Raw genomic sequence first — 18,746 nt, 5'->3', positions numbered from 1 at the left:
GAAATATGGGTTTCGCGCCGGGAAGGGCGTCAGCCCGTTCGCCGGCCAAAGCCGCCGCCACCGACATAGGCGCTGCCAAAGCCCGTCTGTTGCTGACCAGCTGCGTGCAGGCGCGGCTGGAACGCGACCGGTGCGCGCTTGGCGGCGCGGGCCATTTCGAGCCGCTCATAGAGCGGGCCTTCGTTCAATTCATAGGGGAAGCGAATGCCCATGCGATCCTCTTCGGACCAGCGGACCGTGCCGAAGACGATGAAGCCGTCCAGATCGATCTGGCATTGCGACCGCGCGGGCAGGGTGCAGCCCACCACCTGGGCGCCGCCTTCGCTCAGATCGACGATCACGCCTTCCAGGCTGTCCAGCACCGTCGTGACGACGATGGGAATGTCCACCGCAATACGCTCGCGGCTGCGCTGTATCTGCATAACGCCTCCTGTCGGTCCATTATCGATACGCAAGGTTAACGAAAACTAAAGTTGCGAACGATTGTCAAAGCGCTTTTGTCGCCGAATAGCATTTTCTTTCGCTTTAGCAGGGTTTAGGGGGCGTGCATCATGACAATGTCCGATATCCTGCGCACTGCCGCGACCGCATCCAAGGCCTGGCCCTATGAAGAAGCGCGCAAGCTTCTGAAACGTTACGCGAATGGCGCGCCGGACAAGGGGCATATCCTGTTCGAAACCGGCTATGGCCCGTCGGGCCTGCCGCATATCGGCACGTTCAACGAAGTGCTGCGCACCACCATGGTCCGTAACGCCTTCCACGCGCTGTCGGATATTCCGACCCGGCTGGTGGCGTTCAGCGACGATCTGGACGGCTTCCGCAAGGTGCCCGACAATGTCCCCAATCAGGCGATGCTCAGCGAATATCTGGGCAAGCCGCTGACGCAGGTGCCCGACCCCTTCGAAAAGTTCGAAAGCTTTGCCCATCACAATAATGCGATGCTGCGCGACTTTCTCGACGGCTATGGCTTCGAGTATGAATTTGTGTCGGCAACGCAGCAATATCAGGCCGGCGCCTTCGACGATGCGCTGCGGCAGGTGCTGCGCCGTTATCAGGCGATCATGGACATCATGTTGCCGACCCTGCGCAAGGAACGTCAGGCGACCTATTCGCCCGTCCTGCCGATTTCGCCCAAGAGCGGCATCGTGCTTCAGGTGCCGGTCGAGGTGATCGACGCGGAAGCCGGCATCGTCCGCTTCGTCGATGAAGGCGACACGATCGAACAATCGATCCTGGGCGGCGCGGCCAAGCTGCAATGGAAGGTCGACTGGGCGATGCGCTGGTATGCGCTGGGCGTCGATTATGAAATGGCGGGCAAGGATCTGATCGATTCGGTCACGCAATCGTCGAAGATCTGTCGTGCGCTGGGCGGCCGTCCGCCCGAAGGCTTCAATTACGAGATGTTCCTCGACGAAAAGGGCGAGAAGATCTCAAAGTCCAAGGGCAACGGCCTCAGCCTGGAACAGTGGCTGACCTATGGCCCGCAGGAAAGCCTGGCTTTCTACGCCTATCGCGAACCGAAAAAGGCCAAGCAGTTGCACATGGGCGTCATCCCGCGCGCGGTGGATGAATATTGGCAGTTTCGCGGCAATTATTCCAAGCAGGCGATCGAGCAGCAGCTGGGCAACCCGGTCCATCATATCCATGATGGCAAGCTGCCCGACGGCGAACTGCCGGTAACCTTCGGTCTGTTGCTCAACCTGGTCGGCGTGATGGGCGATGCCAGCCCCGAACAGGTGTGGGGCTATCTCCAAAATTATGTGCCGGGCGCCAGCGCGCAAACCTATCCCGAACTGGATGCGCTGATCGGCCATGCGCTGGCCTATCATCGCGATTTCGTGGCGCCCACGCTTCAGCGCCGCGCGCCAGAGGCCCATGAAGCCGCCGCGTTGCGCAAGCTGGACGAGGAACTGGCCGCATTGCCGGCCGATGCGACCGCGGAAGACGTCCAGAATATCGTGTACGCCATCGGCAAGGATGAGGCGTTCGGCTTTGGCGAACTGCGCGACTGGTTCAAGGCGCTGTACCAGACGCTGCTGGGTGCCGATCAGGGGCCGCGCATGGGCAGCTTCATTGCGCTCTACGGGGTGGAAAACAGCCGCAAGCTGATCGCGCAGGCGCTGGCGGCCTGATCTGGATCAAACCCGGGCCGGAACATTTTGCCGGGTCGGGCGTTTGCCGCATCGGTCCACCCCCCTTTCGGACTGGTGACGCGCCTTGCGCACGTCATCGGCCGCGTGCGCCCGGAAACGGGCGGCGCGGCCAAGTGGGGGTAAAGGAAACCGCCCCGGTCTTGCGATCGGGGCGGTTTTTGTAATCTGGGCTTACCAGAAGAAGGCGCGGTGGGCGGTGATGACGCGACCGGTGCGGACATTGACCAGCAGCACATCATTATAGTGGCGGACCCAGCGCTGGTTCACACCCGGACGGGGCAGGCGATAGCGGTTGGTGTCGCTGATATAATAGCGCGAGTTATAATAGGCCGGGCGAAGCTGCGCACCGGCATTCCACTGGCTGTAGCGGAAGGGCGCACGCCAGTTGCCGCCACGATAGACGTCTCGGTGGGTACGGCGATAGTCGCGCCAGTCTTCGCGCACTTCCTGACGGGCATCGCGCACGTCGCGGCGCGCGTCGCGCACATCGCGGCGGTCGCCATAACGCTGCGCCTGGCGCAGGTCGCGCTGCTCTTCGCGCAGGTTGCGTTCGCTGCGACGCGCTTCGCCATAGGATTGGGCCGATGCGACGCTGGGGACGACGGTGGCGGCCAGCAGGCCCAGAATGATGAACTTACGCATGATCTTGTCTCCCATATTCCGTGGCGGCTGAACCTGTCCGGAAGGATCTGGTTCCGTCGCCTACAAGAGGAGATATGGGCCCCGGCAACTGAACGGTCGGGGAATGAAGCAGTCAGATTCCAGTCATTTATGTCGCAAAGTGTAACCGCAGATGTAACCGCGTCAGCCCCACGGCCGTTCGCGAAACCATTTGGTCACGACATATTTGGTGCCGCTCTCCACCGGCCGCGCGGCATGCAGGCTCTTGCGGTTGGGCGCCCCGTCGCGATCCATATTGTTCCAGATCAGGATCATGCCCTCTACCGGCGGCACCATGAATTCGCATTGGGGGAAGTGCGTCTCGCCCCCGGCCTCTACGGGGGAAAGATAGATCATCGCCGTCCATGTCCGCTGTCCGCCGCTGGTCCGCATCTGCGGCCAATAGCTGGCGGTGACGGGGAAATAGTCGCAATGAACCTTATATTCCTGCCCCGGCGCATAGCGCTGCCCCTGCAACGTCTCGCCATGGCGGGCGGGCAGGCCGGTCATCGCGCAGATCCGGTCGCTGATCCCCATGACCAGCTCTTCCCAGGGATTGAGGTTGCAACTGTGGCTGGTGCGATAATCGGCATTGGCGCTGCCGGAAAACAGCGTCGACGGCTTGGCATCGGCGTCGATCAGCGCGCGCAGCCCGGCACATTCCTCCGCGCTCAGGAAATGCTGGCGGCCATATATCTCCAGATCGGGCGCGTCGATCCGATGCACCATCGGATTGCGGTCCAGCCGCTTGCGCACATCTTCGCCGATCCCGGCGCGCAGCGGCGACGCCGTGCCGCCATCATCTTGTCCTTCGCTCATGCCCGCCTCCTGCCACAGGGACGCCCGGCATGAAAAGACCCCGGCATGTTTCCATGCCGGGGCCAGTATTTCCTGAAGGCCAGTCCAGGAAGAAGATTACCAGAAGAAATTATTGATCACGTCGACCACATAGCCGTCGCGCACATCGACCAGCAGCGCGTCGTCATAATAGCGGACCCATCGCAGCGAGCCGTAGGCCGGCGGCAGGCGGTAGCTATAGGGATCGTTCAACCAGTAGCTGTTCGAATAGAGCAGGCTGTTCAGGAAGATCCCGACCGAAAAGCGGCGATAGCCATAGTCACAGCCGCGCGGCGCATCATAACGACCCATGCGATAGCGGTCGCCATAGCGGTTGCGATAACTGTTCCAGTCATAGCGACGGTCCTGGCGCCAGCCATTGTCCCAGCGACGCTGGTTCGCCCAGCGGCTCCGATCGTCGAACCGGCGGCCGTTGTTCCAGGCGCCATTGTTTCGATCATTCCCGGTCCAGCCGCGATTGTCGTTCCACCGCTGATTCAGTCGATCATTCTGGCGATCATCCCGCCGATCGTTCCGCCAGTCCTGGCGATCGTCGCGCCGGTCGTTGCGCCAATCCTGCCGGTCATTACGTCGGTCGTCGCGGCCGTCGCGCCGCTCATCGGGACGGTTATTGCGCCAATCCTGCCGATTGTCCTGACGCTGCTGCTGGTCGCGCCAGTTCTGCGTCTGCTGCTGCCGGTCGCGTGCGACATTCTCCAGCCCGCGATCGGGCTGATTGCGGTCGCCGCGCCATTGGTCGGGGCGCTGCTGCGGCCGATCGTCCGGGCGGACGTCCGGGCGCGGCGCTGCCGTCGGTGCGGCGGCGCGCTCGCCCATACGCTGCTGCCAGCGCTGTGCCGCGTCATTGCCGCGCGGCTGGTTGCCGCGATCGCCGCGTCCTTCCCGCTCGCCACCGCGATCGCCGCGCTGCTCCTGGTTGCTCTGCGCATGGGCCGGGGCGATACCGCTCAGCAGCGTCGCACCCATCAGCCCCGCCAGCATCATCTTCCTCAACATCGTCGTGACTTTCCTGGATCGGGGGCACTACGCCCCCTCATGATCTGGCTTCTAGGGCAGGTCCGATGTCGTGATGCTGAACTTGTCATGCAGCGATTTGAAAGAATCGGCGCGGGACGATAGACAGGAGCCATGCGAACAGCCACTGTCCGTTGGTGCGTGTTGCACGCGGGATAAACACCCGGAATCGGTCGAAAAGCTGATCCAGATCAGTGCGTCACCGTGAAACTGACTATAGGACTGACGAGTGACGAAATCTTCCGATGCTGGCTTTGACACGCCCTCCGTCCGCCAGGTTCTGCGCGAAGCGACGATGGACAGCCATCGCCGGTAGACGCCATCTATGCTGATTTCGCGCTCGATTCGCCCAGCGACTATCGCGCCTTCCTGACCGCCCATGCCCGCGCGCTCGGCGGGATCGAGGCCGCCGCACAACCGCAGGCGCCGCGCTTGCCGCTGCTGGCGCAGGATCTCGCTGCCCTTGACCTTCCCCTGCCTGAACCTCTGCCGCTGGACGATAATGTGGCCGACGGCTTCCACTGGGGCCTGCGTTACACGCTGGAAGGATCGCGACTGGGCGGCGCCATGCTGTCGCGACAGGTCGCCCCCGGTCTGCCCAAGGCCTATCTCTCGGCCGCCCATGGCAAGGGCGAATGGATAGCCTTCCAACGCGCGCTCGACGGCGCTGCGGCGGAAGGCGGCGAAGGCTGGCTGGACGACGCCGTGCAGGGCGCGCAGGCCGCCTTCGCCTTGTTTGCGCAGGCAGGACAGCAGGCGGGCCAGGCATCGGCCCATGGCTGATCGCGACGCTGACCAGCCCAATTTTTCCGTCGACCTCAGCAATTGCGATCGTGAGCCCATTCATGTGCTGGGCACGGTTCAGCCCTTCGGCTTCCTGATCTCGCTGACCGCCGACTGGTTGGTGTCGCGCGTGTCGGCCAACAGCGCGCAATTTATCGGCCTGACCCCCGACGATATGCTGGGCAAGCCGATCGCGGCCCTGCTGGACGGCGAAGCCATCCATGCCCTGCGCAACCGCATCACCCTGCTGCGCGGCCCCGATTCGGTCGAGCGGCTCTTTTCCATTCCCTTGATCGCCGGCGGCCCGCCCTTCGACGTGGCCGTCCATTTCTCCGGTCAGCTGGTCGTGGTGGAGGCTGAACCCGCCAGCCATGACGAGATGGAGGCGAGCAGCACCGTCCGGTCCATGGTCGCCCGTCTGGCCCAGGCAGAGGGCATGACCGCCTTCCTGCGCGATGGCGCGCGGCAGGTGCGGGCACTGACCGGCTTCGACCGTGTCATGGTCTACCGCTTTGCCGATGGCGGCGATGGCGAAGTCGTCGCCGAAGCTTTGAAGCCCGGCATCGACAGCTTCTTCGGCCTCCATTATCCCGCCTCTGACATTCCGGCTCAGGCCCGCGCCCTCTATCTGCGCAACATCTTCCGCATCATCGCCGATGTGAAGGCGCCGCCGGTGCCCGTCGTCCCGGCGCTGGATCCGACCGGCGCGGCGCTCGACATGTCGCTCTGCCTCACCCGCGCGGTATCGCCGATCCATATCGAATATCTCGGCAATATGGGCGTGGGCGCCTCCCTCTCCATCTCGATCATCGTCGAGGGGAAGCTGTGGGGCCTGTTCGCCTGCCACCATTATGCTCCGCGCCTGCCGACTTTCGCGCAGCGCAGCGCGGCCGAACTGTTCGGCCAGATCTTCTCGATGATGCTGGAAAGCCGCGAGCGCGCGGAAACGGCCACCTATGAAGGCAAGGCGCGGCAGGTGGCCGACCGGTTGCTGTCGGCGGTGGCGCAGGATCATGACCTGCTGACCAATGCCCGCTGGCTGGGCGACATCATTTTCGACACGATCCCCGCCGATGGCGTGGGCGTCTATATCGACGGGCAGATGACCTTTTCCGGCCTGGCGCCCGACGCGTCCGCCTTCGTCGCGATCGTGTCGATGCTGAACCGTGTTGCGGCGAGCCAGGTCTATACCACCGACAGCCTCTCCTCGGTTCTGCCCGAAGCGGCGGCCTATGCCGATCGCGTGTCGGGTGTACTGGCTATCCCCCTGTCACGCCGGCCGCGCGACTATGTCGTGCTGTTCCGCGCCGAACAGCTGCGATCCGTGCGCTGGGCAGGCAATCCGGAAAAGGAAATCGAATATGGGCCGAACGGCCCGCGCCTGACCCCGCGCAAGAGTTTCGAATCCTGGTCGCAGCTGGTGAAGGGCGTGGCGCTGCCCTTCCTGCCCGCCGAACTGCGGGTGGCCGAAGCGCTGCGCACCGCGCTGCTCGAAGTCATATTGCGCATGTCCGATTCCGCCGATGCGGAGCGGCAGCGCGCGCATGAGAAGCAGGAATTGCTGATCGCGGAACTCAATCATCGCGTCCGCAACATCCTCTCGCTGATCCGGGGCCTGTTGTCGCAGACTCGCGACAGCGCCCGTTCGGTGGACGAATTTATCGGCACGCTGGAAAGCCGCGTCCATGCGCTGGCCCGCGCCCATGATCAGATTACCGCCGATCGCTGGAGCCCGGCGCGCCTCTACGACCTGATCGAAGTCGAATCGGGCGCTTATCTCGGCGAACGCAGCGATCGGGTGCAATTGTCCGGTCCCAATGTGTTGCTGACGCCCGGCTGTTTCACCGTGCTGGCGCTGGTGATCCATGAAATGCTGACAAACGCCGCCAAATATGGCGCCCTGTCGGACAGCGGCACCGTGAAGATCGACTGGCGCGTGGATGAAGATGGCAGCCTGCTGATCGACTGGACTGAAAGCGGCGGTCCGCCGGTGGTGGCGCCGACCCGGCGGGGCTTTGGCTCCACCGTCATCGAACGGTCCATTCCCTATGATCTGGGCGGCCATGCCGAAATCAGCTATCGACTGGCGGGAATAGAGGCGCATTTCTGCATCCCGTCCATCCATGTCGTTTCCGTCCTGCCCGATGTGACCGCCACCGATCGCGCCAAGCCGGCCGCGCCGGTCGTGCCCGGCCTGCTGAAAGGGCGCAATGTTCTGCTGGTCGAAGATAATATGATCATCGCCATGGATGGAGAGGATGCGCTGCGCGATCTGGGCGCGGACGTCGTTACCGCCGCCAGCGTCGGCCGCGCGCATGAAGCGATCGCGATCCAGTCGGTCGATCTGGCCGTGCTGGACTTCAATCTCGGCCATGAAACCAGTCTGCCGATCGCGGATATGCTCGCCGAACGCGGCATTCCCTTCCTCTTCGCCACCGGCTATGGCGACGGGCTGGAACTGCCCGCCCGGTTCGAGGCGGTGACGCTGCTGAAGAAGCCCTATAGCGGCGCCACCTTGGCGCAGGCGCTCGCCCCGGTGATCGAGGCCGGCAACTAAGGCGTGATATTTCTCCCCTCCCTTTCAGGGAGGGGCCGGGGTGGGTCGCCGCAAAGCGGCGCATTAGTCTCGCTTCGCACGCCAACCTCTCGAAACGCTCTGCGCGGACAGCGAAACGGACAGTTTCCACCTCGCCGATTGCGGAACGGCCACCCTGCGCCGATCTATCTCGCATGCCGACTATCCTGTCCTACATTGCGTCTTGGCGCTATGATGACGACAGGATGGCCGGCAGACAGGTGACTTTTCGATAGGATCGTCGCCACGCAACAAAATGTCGAACCATGCGGGAAATGTGCGAAGTTAAGCCCGCGAAATCCTATTTCCGGACCCCATGATGACCCAGCCAACCCTCTTCATTCCCCATGGCGGCGGACCCTGCTTCTTCATGGACCCGACCGATCCCGACCGTCCGCACAGCGATCCGATGTGGCAGCCGATGCAGGATTATCTGGCAGGCCTGATCGCTGGCCTGCCGGAACGGCCCCGCGCCATATTGCTGGTGTCGGGCCATTGGGAGGAAGCGGCCTTCACCGTCCATAGCGGCGATCGGCCGCCCTTATTCTTCGACTATTATGGCTTCCCGGCGCACACCTACGACCTGCGCTGGGATGCACCGGGCGCGCCCGACCTCGCCCACCGCGCCGCCGGGCTGTTGCGCGATGCCGGCTTCGCCACGGGTGAGGAAACGGCGCGCGGCTGGGACCATGGCGTCTTCATTCCCATGAAGGTGGCGCTGCCCGATGCCGACATTCCGCTCGCGCAATTGTCGCTGCGTCATGACCTCGATCCCGCCGCCCATATCGCCGCCGGCCGGGCGCTCGCCCCCTTGCGCGACGAAGGCGTACTGATCGTCGGCTCGGGCATGAGCTTCCACAATTTGCGGGTTCGCGGACCACAGGCGATCGCGCCCTCGACACTCTGGGACGATGCCTTGACTGCCGCCGTGACCGATCCCGATCCGCAGGCCCGCGCCACTCGTGTCGCCGCCTGGGATCAACTGCCCCACGCCCATTTCGCCCATCCGCGCGAAGAACATCTGTTGCCGCTGATGGTGGCTCTGGGTGCCGGCGGAGACGATAGTGCGACCTGCACCCATCGCAGCTCGGTCCTGGGCTGGACGGTGTCGGGCTATCGCTTCGGCTGAGGCGCGGGACGTCCCAGGGCCGGCACGGTCCGCGCCGCATCTTCGGGCGTGATGCCAGGTGGCGGCGCCGCGCTGCCGCCCTGCTCCTCGCCCCGCATGATCCGCCCGGCCCGCTTGATCGCCCCGCGCAGCCGGGGATAGATGCCGCAGCGGCAGATATTGGTGATCGCCCCGTCAATCTCTTCGTCCGACGGATCGTTGGTCCGGCGCAGCAACACGGACGCCGCCATGATGACGCCAGGAATGCAATAGCCGCATTGGGAGACATTGTCGGCGGCGAAGGCCTGTTGCAGCGGATGGCCGCGATCGGGCGACAGCGCCTCGATCGTGGTGACGAAACGGCCTTCGGTATTGCCGATCGTCACCTGGCAGGATCGCACCGCCTCGCCATCGACATCCACGGTGCAGGCACCGCAATCGCCCGTGCCGCATCCATATTTGGTGCCGGTCAGGTTGGACGCGTCGCGCAACGCCCATAGCAAAGGCGTGTGCGGGTCCATGCGATATTGAATCGGCCGGTCGTTGACGGTGAAGCGGGTCATGCCGCCTCCTCTTCTTCCGCCTTATGGAACAGCACTTCGTTGCGGATATGGATGATCCGCGACGCCAGCCGGATTTCCTGGATGAAGGTGGCAAAGGCCGCCGCCTGTAACAGCATCGCCAGACTGAACAGGATCGCGATCGGCGTGCCCAGATGCGCGTTAAACAAATTGCCCGCAAACAGCAGGATCACGACCAGACACACGGCGCAGGCGGAGGCGACCGACAGGAAGATCGCGATGTTGACCACGCTCATCCGGCGATCGAGCACGCGGATTTCGCTGACCATCCGGTCATGCTCTTTGCCACGGGTGGACAGCACCAGCTTTTCCACGTCGCGCGCCCGGTCGATGATCCGCGACAGCCGGCTGACGCAGACGTTCAGGAACGCCCCGATGCCCGCCAGCAGGAAGACCGGGGCCAGCGCCAGCTGAATGGTCTGCGCGACCTGGCTGACCTGGGGCAGGGGGATCATCAAAGGGCACCTCTCATCCCGCGAATCTATCCTTCATCGCGGGACGCGGGGCAAGGGGCGGCGTCCGGTATAAATGCGTCGCAAAACGCCACTTTTCCGGGGGTCGAGACGCTCCGGCACGAACCGGAGCGCCGCATCCTTCAGGCTGCGCCCTTGGCCGGCGTGTTGACGCCCATGGATTTCAGATATTGTTTGATGTTGCGGGCCGCCTGCCGCAACCGCTGCTCATTCTCGACCATGGCGATGCGCACGAAGCCTTCGCCATCCTCGCCATAGCCAACGCCCGGTGCGACTGCGACCTTGGCATGGGTCAGCAGCTGCTTGGAGAATTCCAGCGATCCCATGTCCTTCAGCGCAGGCGGCAGCGGCGCCCAGCAAAACATGGAGGCGCGGGCCGGCGGAATGTCCCATCCGGCGCGTCCGAAACTCTCCACCAGCACGTCGCGGCGCTTGTGATAGAGTTCGCGGTTCTTCTCGACGATATCCTGCGGCCCGTTGAGCGCCGCGCAGGCCGCCGCCTGGATCGGCGTGAAGGCGCCATAGTCCAGATAGCTCTTCACCCGCGTCATCGCCGCGATCAGCTTCTGATTGCCAACGGCAAAGCCCATGCGCCAGCCAGCCATGCTGTATGTCTTGGACAAGGAGGTGAATTCGATCGCCACATCCTTGGCGCCCGGCACCTGAAGGATGGAAGGCGTCGGATTGCCGTCATAATAAAGTTCGGAATAGGCCAGATCGCTCAGGATCCAGACCTTATTCTCCTTCGCCCAGGCCACGAGGCGCTCGTAAAAGGCCAGGTCCACCGTCTCGGCCGTCGGATTGGACGGATAGTTGACCACCAGGATCGACGGGCGCGGCACGGTGAAGGCCATGGCGCGGTCGAGCGAGCGGAAATAATTTTCGTCCGGCGTCGTGGGCACCGACCGAATGGTCGCGCCCGCGATGATGAAGCCGAACGTATGGATCGGATAGCTGGGATTGGGCGCCAGCACGACGTCGCCCGGTTCGGTGATCGCGGTGGCCAGGCTGGCCAGCCCTTCCTTCGACCCCATGGTGACGACGACTTCCCTGTCGGGGTCGACCTCCACGCCGAAACGACGCGCATAATAATTGGCCTGCGCCTTGCGGAGGCCCGGAATGCCGCGCGACTGCGAATAGCCATGGGCGCTCGGCTTCTGCGCCACTTCGATCAGTTTCGCGATGACATGGTCGGGCGGCGGCAGGTCGGGATTGCCCATGCCCAGGTCGATAATGTCCTCTCCCGCGGCTCGCGCGGCGGCCCGCATGCCGTTCACTTCGGCGATGACATAGGGCGGCAGACGCTTCATGCGGTAAAATTCTTCGGACATTATAGGGGCTTTCCTGAAAGCTCTCTGTAGGGAATAGTGCGCGGCACGCCGTTGACGTGTCACAATCTGGCTATAACCCGGCCGATAGCGACACGCCAGTGAAAGCGGCGCAGCATGATGATGCCAGGAGGAGCAAGGTGGCCATGGATAGAACCGATGTCATGGAACCCCATCTGCCGACCCTGGAACAGATGCAGCAATGGACGCAGGTCATCGGCCGCGCCCAGCAATTGATGCTGGAACAGGCGGCGGGCGCGACGGGCCGCGTGTTGCCCTTCGATCCCGAAACCGTGTCGCGCATCCAGACCAGTTTCGCCGACGAAGGACTGGCTTTGTGGCAGCGTTTCCTGGATTCGGGCGGCCTGCTGCGCGATCAGCCCGATCCCGCCCCGGCCGGCAGCCCGGCGGCGGCGCGCGACCGTCGCTTCGCCGATCCCGCCTGGACGGAGCATCCCTTTTACGACCTCATCCGCCAAAGCTATCTGCTCGTGTCGGATTATCTGACGCGCCTGACCGACGCGGTCGATGGCGTCGATCCCAAGGTGAAGCAGAAGCTGCGTTTCACGACCACCGGCATGCTGGACGCCCTGTCCCCGTCGAATTTCCCGCTCACCAACCCGATCGTCATGAAAAAGACGATCGAAAGCGGCGGCGAAAATCTGGTCAAGGGCTTGAAGCATATGCTCGCCGACCTGGAGAAAGGGCAGCTGACCCATACCGACGGCACCCAGTTCGAGCTGGGCCGCAATATCGCCGCGACGCCGGGCAAGGTCATTCACGAAACCCCGCTCTATCAGCTGATTCATTATGCGCCGTCGACGGAAACGGTGCTGGAAACGCCGCTCATCATCTTCCCGCCCTGGATCAACCGTTTCTATATTCTCGACCTGTCGCCGGAAAAAAGCTTCGTCAAATGGGCGGTGGATCAGGGGATCAGCGTGTTTCTGGTGTCGTGGAAATCCGCCGACGCCTCGATGAAGGATCTGGTCTGGGACGATTATATCCTGCGCGGTCAGATCGACGCGATCGACACGGTGCGCGACCTGCTGAAGGTGGAGAGCGTCCACACGATCGGTTATTGCGTGGCCGGCACCACGCTGGCCGCGACGCTGGCGCTGCTGGCGGCGCGGGGGCAGGGGGATAAGGTCGCCAGCGCCACCTTCTTCACCGCACAGGTGGATTTCGCCCAGGCCGGCGACCTGACCCTGTTCGTCGATGACGATCAGATGAAGATGGTCGAACAGCTTTCGTCCAAGGGGTTTCTCGACGGGCGCTACATGGCTGCGACCTTCAACCTGCTGCGCGGGCGCGACCTGATCTGGAATTATGTCGTCAATAATTATCTACTCGGCATGGATTATCCGCCCTTCGACCTGCTCTACTGGAATGGCGACACGACCAATCTGCCGGCCCGCTGGCACAGGGATTATCTGACCCAGCTCTATCGTGACAATCTGCTGGTCGTACCCGGCGCTATCAGCGTGGACGGCACGCCGATCGACCTGACCAAGGTGATGACCCCCGCCTACGTGCAGGCCGGGCGGGAGGATCATATCGCGCCGCTGGAAAGCGTTTGGAAACTGACCGAAAATCTGTCCGGGCCAATGCGCTTCCTGCTGGCGGGGTCGGGCCATATCGCCGGGGTGGTCAACCCGCCGGCGGCGAATAAATATCAATATTGGGCTTCCACAGAACCGCAGGCGACGCTGGACGATTTTCTTGCAGTGGCGATCGAGACGAAGGGCAGTTGGTGGCCGGATTGGCGTGCCTGGATCGGCGACCGTGATTCGCGTCAGGTGCCCACGAAGGGCGCGCGGCAGCCGGGGAAGGGTCGTTTGAAGGCGATCGAGGATGCGCCGGGCCGCTACGTAAAGGCTCGATAAAAGGACGCGGAAGCCCGTATTTCCGGGCCTTTCGGCCGGCCGTGTAGAAAGGCGGTCGGATCGTCGATGTCAATTTTGTTGCACTGCACAATAATAGTTGCAGACGCAGTGCAAAAGGCTTATTGTGCAGTGCAACAAACGGAGGATGGTCATGGCTGTTTCACCAAAGGCCCCAAAGGTCAGTCCGCGTGGCAAGACCGGCTCGACGACGCTGTCGGCGACCGAGGCGCTCAAGGCGGCTGAATCAGCTATCGGCAGCGCGCCGGTCAAGAAACCCGCGCCCGCGCTCAGAAAGCCGGCTGCGATCTCAGCCGCGGTGAAACCGATCGACACCAATCCGCAGAAGGAGCCGACGCCAACTCCCGCGCCGACGCCCACCCCTACGCCGGCGCCCACGCCGACCCCTTCGTCGATACTCGAAACTACAGAGAGCCTGATCGAAAAGGCCGAACCCATCGCGACCCAGCCGCTGCCCGCAGAAGGAACAAAAAGCATGACCGACGTCATTGAAACCGGAAAGAAGTTCGCCGAAGATACCAAGGCCAAGTTCGAAACCGCCTATGCCGACTTCAACGAAAAGGCGAAGGGCCATGTCGAAAAGTCGACCAAGGCCATCGAAGAGCTGAGCGACATCGCCAAGGGCAATGTCGAAGCGCTGGTCGAATCGGGCAAGATCGCGGCCAAGGGCATCGAAACGCTCGGCCAGGAAGCCGTCGACTACAGCAAGAAGAACTTCGAAAAGGCGACCGCCTCGTTCAAGAGCTTCTCGACCGTCAAGACGCCGACCGAATTCTTCCAGCTCCAGAGCCAGCTCCTGTCGAGCAGCTTCGACGAGTTCACCAAGGAAGCCGCCAAGAACAGCGAAGCGATGATGAAGCTGGCCGGCGAAGTCGCCCAGCCGCTGACCGCCCGCGTGACGCTGGTGACGGACAAGGTGAAGGCGCTGGCCGCCTGATCGGCCACGCTTTTCCAAGCATAGCCTGAAAGGGGCGTCGCTTTCCGGATGGAGGGCGGCGCCCCTTTCGCGTTAACGTTGAATTATTGCCGCCAGCCGTCGGATCGAACATCCCGCCCCTTGCCATGGAGCGGGAAATCGCCATATCCTTGGGCATCATGAACAGCTTTACCCCATCCCATGCAGGCCCCGTCACCATGGCCGGCCAGGATCCGGACGATCAGGGCGAAGGCCCCGGCGGCCCCAACGTCGGTATCGCCACCCGCACGCGAACCCGCACCAAGAAGCCTTCGCTCTACAAGGTGCTGATGCTCAACGACGACTATACTCCGATGGAGTTCGTCGTCCATGTGCTGCAAAGCTTCTTCCGCATGGATATGGAGGAAGCGACGCGGGTGATGCTGCACGTCCATCAGCGTGGCGTCGGCATATGCGGCGTATTCAGCTATGAAGTGGCCGAAACGAAGGTCAATCAGGTGATGGATTTCGCCCGGCAGAATCAGCATCCGCTGCAATGCACGTTGGAAAAAGCCTGATTGCCCGAGCCGCGTTAACCGTCGGTTGAAGACTGTAGCGCTTATATTTCAATAAATTACGTCATTGAAATACAAGGTTTTTTTAGATCTCTTCGGCATGATGGCCCTCACTGAAATGAAGTGGGGACTTCAATCATGACCAGTATCAATAGCTATACCATGAACATGCCGCCATCGCCCCGCGCGATGATGGACCGCAAGATCGGCGCCGCCGTAGAGGCGGGGTCGCTGTCGCAAGTCGATGGCGACGCGCTGGAAACCGCGCTGGATTCGATCGGCAGCGCCCTCTCTTCCTCCGCCAGCGATAGCAGCGCACGGCTCGACCCGTCTGGGATGAAGGACCGGATCGATTCGTTGATCGACGATCAGGTGTCGGCGGGGACGTTGACCGAGGATCAGGCCGCTGCGTTGCAAAGCTTCTTCGCGCAGGGACCAGGCGGATCGACCGTTACGGCCGACGCCAGTGGCGAAGATCAGAGCTTCAGCATCGAGGGCATGGGCGGGGTCGGTGGCCCCGGCGCCATGCGGGGCCCGCCGCCCGGTCCGCCGCCATCGGCATCGAGCGAGGATAGCGATGACAGCAGCACGACCAGCAGCACCGACGCGACCAGTGCGACGGATCAGCTGGATTCGATCATCGCCTTCCTCGAAAATCTGCGCAGCAGCCTGTCTCAGTCGTTGTACGGCAGCGCGGCGAACAGCGCCGATAGCGGCAATAGCGGGCTGGTGATCGACAGCCTGGCCTGACTTTCTTCGTCCGGGGACTGACGAAGGCCCGGCGGCGGCATGCCATGGCATGTCGTCGCCGGCTTTTGTATTTGCCGGTTCCCTCATCCGGCATCGCCGCCTACATCATGAGGCGTGAGCGAAACGCAAGCAGCGGATATCTACGATCTGGCCGTCATTGGCGGCGGCGTGAATGGTTGCGGCATCGCCCGCGACGCCGCCGGGCGCGGCGCGCGCGTGCTGCTGCTGGAGAAGGGCGACCTTGCCAGCGGCACATCCTCTGCCTCGACCAAGCTGATCCATGGCGGCCTGCGCTATCTGGAACATCATGCCTTCGCTCTGGTGCGCGAATCGCTGATCGAGCGGGAACGGCTGTGGGCGATCGCCCCGCACATCATCCATCCGATGCGCTTCGTCCTGCCTTGGACCAAGGGCCTGCGCCCGCGCTGGATGCTGCGGCTGGGCCTCTTCCTTTACGACCATATCGGCGGTCGTCGCGCTTTGCCCGCGACCGAGGCGATCGACCTGCGCCGCCATGCTGCGGGTAAGGCACTGAAGCCCGGTTTCGGACCGGCCTATTGCTATTCGGACGGCTGGGTCGATGACGCCCGGCTGGTCCTGCTCAATGCGCGCGATGCCGCCGATCTGGGGGCAGACGTTCGCACTCGCACCGCCGTCGTCCGGCTGGAACGGGTCGAGGGCAACTGGCATATCCAGACCCGAACGACGCAGGGCTTTGAGCAGGCCTTCCATGCCCGTGCGGTCTTCAACGCCACCGGCCCTGCCGTACTCGACCTGCTGGACCGCGCGCATCGGCCGACCGATCGCCATATGCGTCTGGTCCGGGGATCGCATATCGTCGTGCCGCGCCTGTTCGATCACGACCATGCCTATTTCTTCCAGCTGCCCGACGGCCGGATCTTCTTTGCCATTCCCTATGAGCGCGACTTCACCCTGATCGGCACGACCGACCGGGATCATCAGGGTGGGCTGGACCATGTCGTCCCAAGTGATGAGGAGATCGCTTATCTGTGCGCGGCGGCCAATCGCTACTTCGCGCGCCCGATCGCGCCGGCGGATGTCCTCTGGTCCTATGCCGGGGTGCGTCCGCTGGTCGACGACGGTTCGCCGGCCGGAGGCGGCGACGCGCGGCTATCGACTGGACATTGATGGCGCACCGGGTGATGCGCCACTGCTCAGCGTCTTCGGGGGCAAGATCACCACCTATCGTCATCTGGCGGCCGAGGCAGTGGAGCAGCTGAAACCCTATCTGCCCGCTCTGCAAGGGGGGGATTGGACTGCTGACGCGCCCCTGCCCGGCGGCGATTTTCCGATGACCGGCCTTGCCGAACTCACTGCCGGACTGGCCCGCGACTATGCCTTTCTGACGCCGGCCACGCTCGACCGGATCGCTCGCGCTTATGGTACGCAGGCACGGGTCTGGCTGGGCGATGCCACCGATCCGAGCGGGTTGGGTCTGGATTTCGGCCATGGACTGAGCGAAGCGGAGGTCCGCCACATGATGACCCGCGAATGGGCGCAGACCAGCGAAGACATACTCTGGCGGCGCAGCAAGATCGGCCTGCGGCTGAACCGAGAGCAGGTGGAGCGACTGGAGCGATGGTTGGAGGAGAGGGCATGAGCGAGGGTCACCTGCTGGTGCTGGATGCGGGGACGACATCGACCAGAGCGATGCTGTTCGCGCCTGATGGTACGCGCGTGGCGACGGCGCAGGCGGACCTCACCCAATTTTATCCACAGCCCGGATGGGTGGAACATGATGCGACGGAAATCTGGACGCACACGCTGGATTGCGCCCGGCAGATGGTGGCGCGGGCGGGCGGCGCCGACCGGATCGCCGCGATCGGCATCACCAACCAGCGGGAGACGGTCGTCGCCTGGGACCGGCAAAGTGGCGATCCGCTGGGCCGGGCGATCGTATGGCAGGATCGGCGCACCGCCGATCAGTGCGCGATCCTGCGGCAGGGCGGCCAAGAAGCGCTGGTCCAGCGGCGCACCGGCCTGATCCTGGATCCCTATTTCTCCGCGACCAAGATGCGCTGGATGCTCGACCATTGGCCGCAGGTGGCGGCGGCCGGCGACCGGCTCGCCTTCGGCACGATCGAAAGCTGGCTGGTCTGGAAGCTGACTGGCGGGCTGCACATCAGCGACGCCAGCAATGCCAGCCGCACCCAGTTGATGGCGTTGGACGGGGCGGGCTGGGACGCGGAACTGTGCGACCTGTTTGGCGTACCGGAAAGCGCTCTGCCGGCCATCGTCGACAATGCCGGCGATTTCGGCGCGACCCTGCCCGACCTGCTGGGCGAACCGATCCCAATCTGCGGTCTGGCCGGCGATCAGCAGGCGGCAGCCATCGGGCAGGGCTGCCTGGCACCGGGCGCGGTTAAGGCGACGCTGGGCACCGGTGCGTTCGTGCTGGCGTCGCTGGGCGATCGGCTCCCCATCTCCGCCCATCGTCTGCTCGGCACGGTCCTTTGCCAGATTGATGGCCGCCGCCATTATGCGCTGGAAGGGTCCATCTTCGTTGCCGGCAGCCTGATCCAATGGTTGCGCGACAGTCTCGGCCTGATCGCGGCGGCCGCGGATACCGACGCGATCGCCCGGTCCGTGCCCGACAATGGCGGCGTGGTTCTGCTCCCCGCCTTGGCTGGCCTTGGCGCCCCTTATTGGCGGCCGGAAGCGACCGGTATCATCAGCGGCCTCACCCATGGCACCGGCCGCGCGCATATCATCCGCGCCGCGCTCGAATCGATGGCGCATCAGGTGCATGATCTGGCCGCGGCTTTCGCAGCCGACGGCGCGCCTTGGCGCATGCTGCGTATCGACGGCGGGATGAGCGCCAACGACTGGATTGCGCAGGATATGGCGGACATGCTGGACCTGCCCGTCGAACGGCCGGCCGATGTCGAAACGACGGCACGGGGTGCGGCGATGCTGGCGGGACTGGGGTGTGGCCTGTTCCCGTCGCTGGAGGCAGCGACCCATATGGCTTCGGCATCGACGCGATTCGTGCCGGCCATGAAGGCGGATGTCCGGGCTGCGCGGCTGGCGGGTTGGCATAGCGTGCTGGCGAAGCCGTAACGCTATCG

17 protein-coding genes and 1 pseudogene are annotated in these 18,746 nt (G+C 63.7%); 10 read left to right on the top strand and 8 right to left on the bottom strand.

The genetic code is table 11. The features are described from left to right. Window positions 1–29: 29 nt before the first annotated feature. On the bottom strand, window positions 30–422 hold the full coding sequence (locus tag F4U94_RS11710; protein WP_120251595.1) for a PilZ domain-containing protein: 393 nt from the start codon (window positions 420–422) through the stop codon (window positions 30–32). 129 nt (window positions 423–551) lie between these two features. On the opposite strand from F4U94_RS11710, the gene F4U94_RS11705 reads away from it, so the two are divergent. Then, complete coding sequence (locus F4U94_RS11705) at window positions 552–2,132, top strand: lysine--tRNA ligase (RefSeq protein WP_120251596.1); 1,581 nt, start codon at window positions 552–554, stop codon at window positions 2,130–2,132. 192 nt (window positions 2,133–2,324) lie between these two features. Here the strand turns inward: F4U94_RS11705 and F4U94_RS11700 are convergent, their stop codons facing one another. The 4 genes from F4U94_RS11700 to F4U94_RS24990 form a co-directional block, all read right to left on the bottom strand. Then, on the bottom strand, window positions 2,325–2,795 hold the full coding sequence (locus F4U94_RS11700) for an RcnB family protein (RefSeq protein WP_120252280.1): 471 nt from the start codon (window positions 2,793–2,795) through the stop codon (window positions 2,325–2,327). A gap of 162 nt (window positions 2,796–2,957) precedes the next feature. Beyond that, window positions 2,958–3,632 (bottom strand): prolyl hydroxylase family protein, encoded by a 675-nt coding sequence (locus F4U94_RS11695; protein WP_120251597.1) that lies wholly within the window; start codon window positions 3,630–3,632, stop codon window positions 2,958–2,960. A 96-nt stretch (window positions 3,633–3,728) separates the two neighbouring features. After that, window positions 3,729–4,667 carry an RcnB family protein gene (locus F4U94_RS11690; protein WP_232015774.1) on the bottom strand — a complete coding sequence of 313 codons (939 nt, stop codon included), beginning with the start codon at window positions 4,665–4,667 and terminating at the stop codon, window positions 3,729–3,731. 51 nt (window positions 4,668–4,718) lie between these two features. Beyond that, window positions 4,719–5,207 (bottom strand): hypothetical protein, encoded by a 489-nt coding sequence (locus F4U94_RS24990; protein WP_249042043.1) that lies wholly within the window; start codon window positions 5,205–5,207, stop codon window positions 4,719–4,721. Here F4U94_RS24990 and F4U94_RS24985 point away from each other — a divergent pair. From F4U94_RS24985 to F4U94_RS11675, 3 genes are all read left to right on the top strand, one after another. Further along, the gene (locus F4U94_RS24985; protein ID WP_249042042.1) at window positions 5,190–5,468 is read left to right on the top strand and encodes a heme oxygenase-like domain-containing protein; all 279 of its coding nucleotides are present in this window, start codon (window positions 5,190–5,192) and stop codon (window positions 5,466–5,468) included. The genes F4U94_RS24990 and F4U94_RS24985 overlap by 18 nt on opposite strands. Next, on the top strand, window positions 5,461–8,025 hold the full coding sequence (locus tag F4U94_RS11680; RefSeq protein WP_120251600.1) for an HWE histidine kinase domain-containing protein: 2,565 nt from the start codon (window positions 5,461–5,463) through the stop codon (window positions 8,023–8,025). The genes F4U94_RS24985 and F4U94_RS11680 overlap by 8 nt, the downstream gene beginning before the upstream one ends. 337 nt (window positions 8,026–8,362) lie before the next feature. Continuing rightward, a complete protein-coding gene (locus tag F4U94_RS11675) occupies window positions 8,363–9,172 on the top strand; it encodes a DODA-type extradiol aromatic ring-opening family dioxygenase (RefSeq protein WP_120252282.1) in 810 nt (269 codons plus the stop codon). Here F4U94_RS11675 and F4U94_RS11670 read toward each other — a convergent pair. From F4U94_RS11670 to F4U94_RS11660, 3 genes are all read right to left on the bottom strand, one after another. Further along, entirely contained in the window at window positions 9,157–9,714 is a 558-nt protein-coding gene (locus F4U94_RS11670) for a (2Fe-2S)-binding protein (RefSeq protein WP_120251601.1), read from the bottom strand. The two genes, F4U94_RS11675 and F4U94_RS11670, sit on opposite strands and share 16 nt — an antisense overlap. Then, window positions 9,711–10,187, bottom strand: coding sequence for a DUF2721 domain-containing protein (locus F4U94_RS11665; RefSeq protein WP_120251602.1), 477 nt, complete (start codon window positions 10,185–10,187; stop codon window positions 9,711–9,713). The genes F4U94_RS11670 and F4U94_RS11665 overlap by 4 nt, the downstream gene beginning before the upstream one ends. Before the next feature lie 140 nt (window positions 10,188–10,327). Next, the gene (locus F4U94_RS11660) at window positions 10,328–11,536 is read right to left on the bottom strand and encodes an LL-diaminopimelate aminotransferase (RefSeq protein WP_120251603.1); all 1,209 of its coding nucleotides are present in this window, start codon (window positions 11,534–11,536) and stop codon (window positions 10,328–10,330) included. Window positions 11,537–11,679: 143 nt separating this feature from the next. Between F4U94_RS11660 and F4U94_RS11655 the strand changes: the two genes are divergently transcribed. From F4U94_RS11655 to F4U94_RS11630, 6 genes and pseudogenes are all read left to right on the top strand, one after another. Beyond that, window positions 11,680–13,419, top strand: coding sequence for a PHA/PHB synthase family protein (locus F4U94_RS11655; protein WP_120251604.1), 1,740 nt, complete (start codon window positions 11,680–11,682; stop codon window positions 13,417–13,419). Window positions 13,420–13,570: 151 nt separating this feature from the next. Then, window positions 13,571–14,374 (top strand): phasin family protein, encoded by an 804-nt coding sequence (locus F4U94_RS11650; protein ID WP_120252283.1) that lies wholly within the window; start codon window positions 13,571–13,573, stop codon window positions 14,372–14,374. A gap of 158 nt (window positions 14,375–14,532) precedes the next feature. Beyond that, complete coding sequence (gene clpS / locus F4U94_RS11645; RefSeq protein WP_427771695.1) at window positions 14,533–14,910, top strand: ATP-dependent Clp protease adapter ClpS; 378 nt, start codon at window positions 14,533–14,535, stop codon at window positions 14,908–14,910. A 135-nt stretch (window positions 14,911–15,045) separates the two neighbouring features. Then, entirely contained in the window at window positions 15,046–15,657 is a 612-nt protein-coding gene (locus tag F4U94_RS11640; RefSeq protein ID WP_120251606.1) for a hypothetical protein, read from the top strand. 114 nt (window positions 15,658–15,771) lie between these two features. Beyond that, window positions 15,772–17,278, top strand: a pseudogene (locus F4U94_RS11635) (glycerol-3-phosphate dehydrogenase). After that, entirely contained in the window at window positions 17,275–18,738 is a 1,464-nt protein-coding gene (locus tag F4U94_RS11630) for a glycerol kinase (protein ID WP_120251607.1), read from the top strand. The pseudogene F4U94_RS11635 and the gene F4U94_RS11630 overlap by 4 nt, the downstream one beginning before the upstream one ends. Window positions 18,739–18,746: the final 8 nt, after the last annotated feature.

This window comes from Sphingobium limneticum (assembly GCF_008710155.1).
Classification (GTDB): domain Bacteria; phylum Pseudomonadota; class Alphaproteobacteria; order Sphingomonadales; family Sphingomonadaceae; genus Sphingobium; species Sphingobium limneticum.
This window is presented reverse-complemented; position numbering and strand designations above follow the sequence as displayed.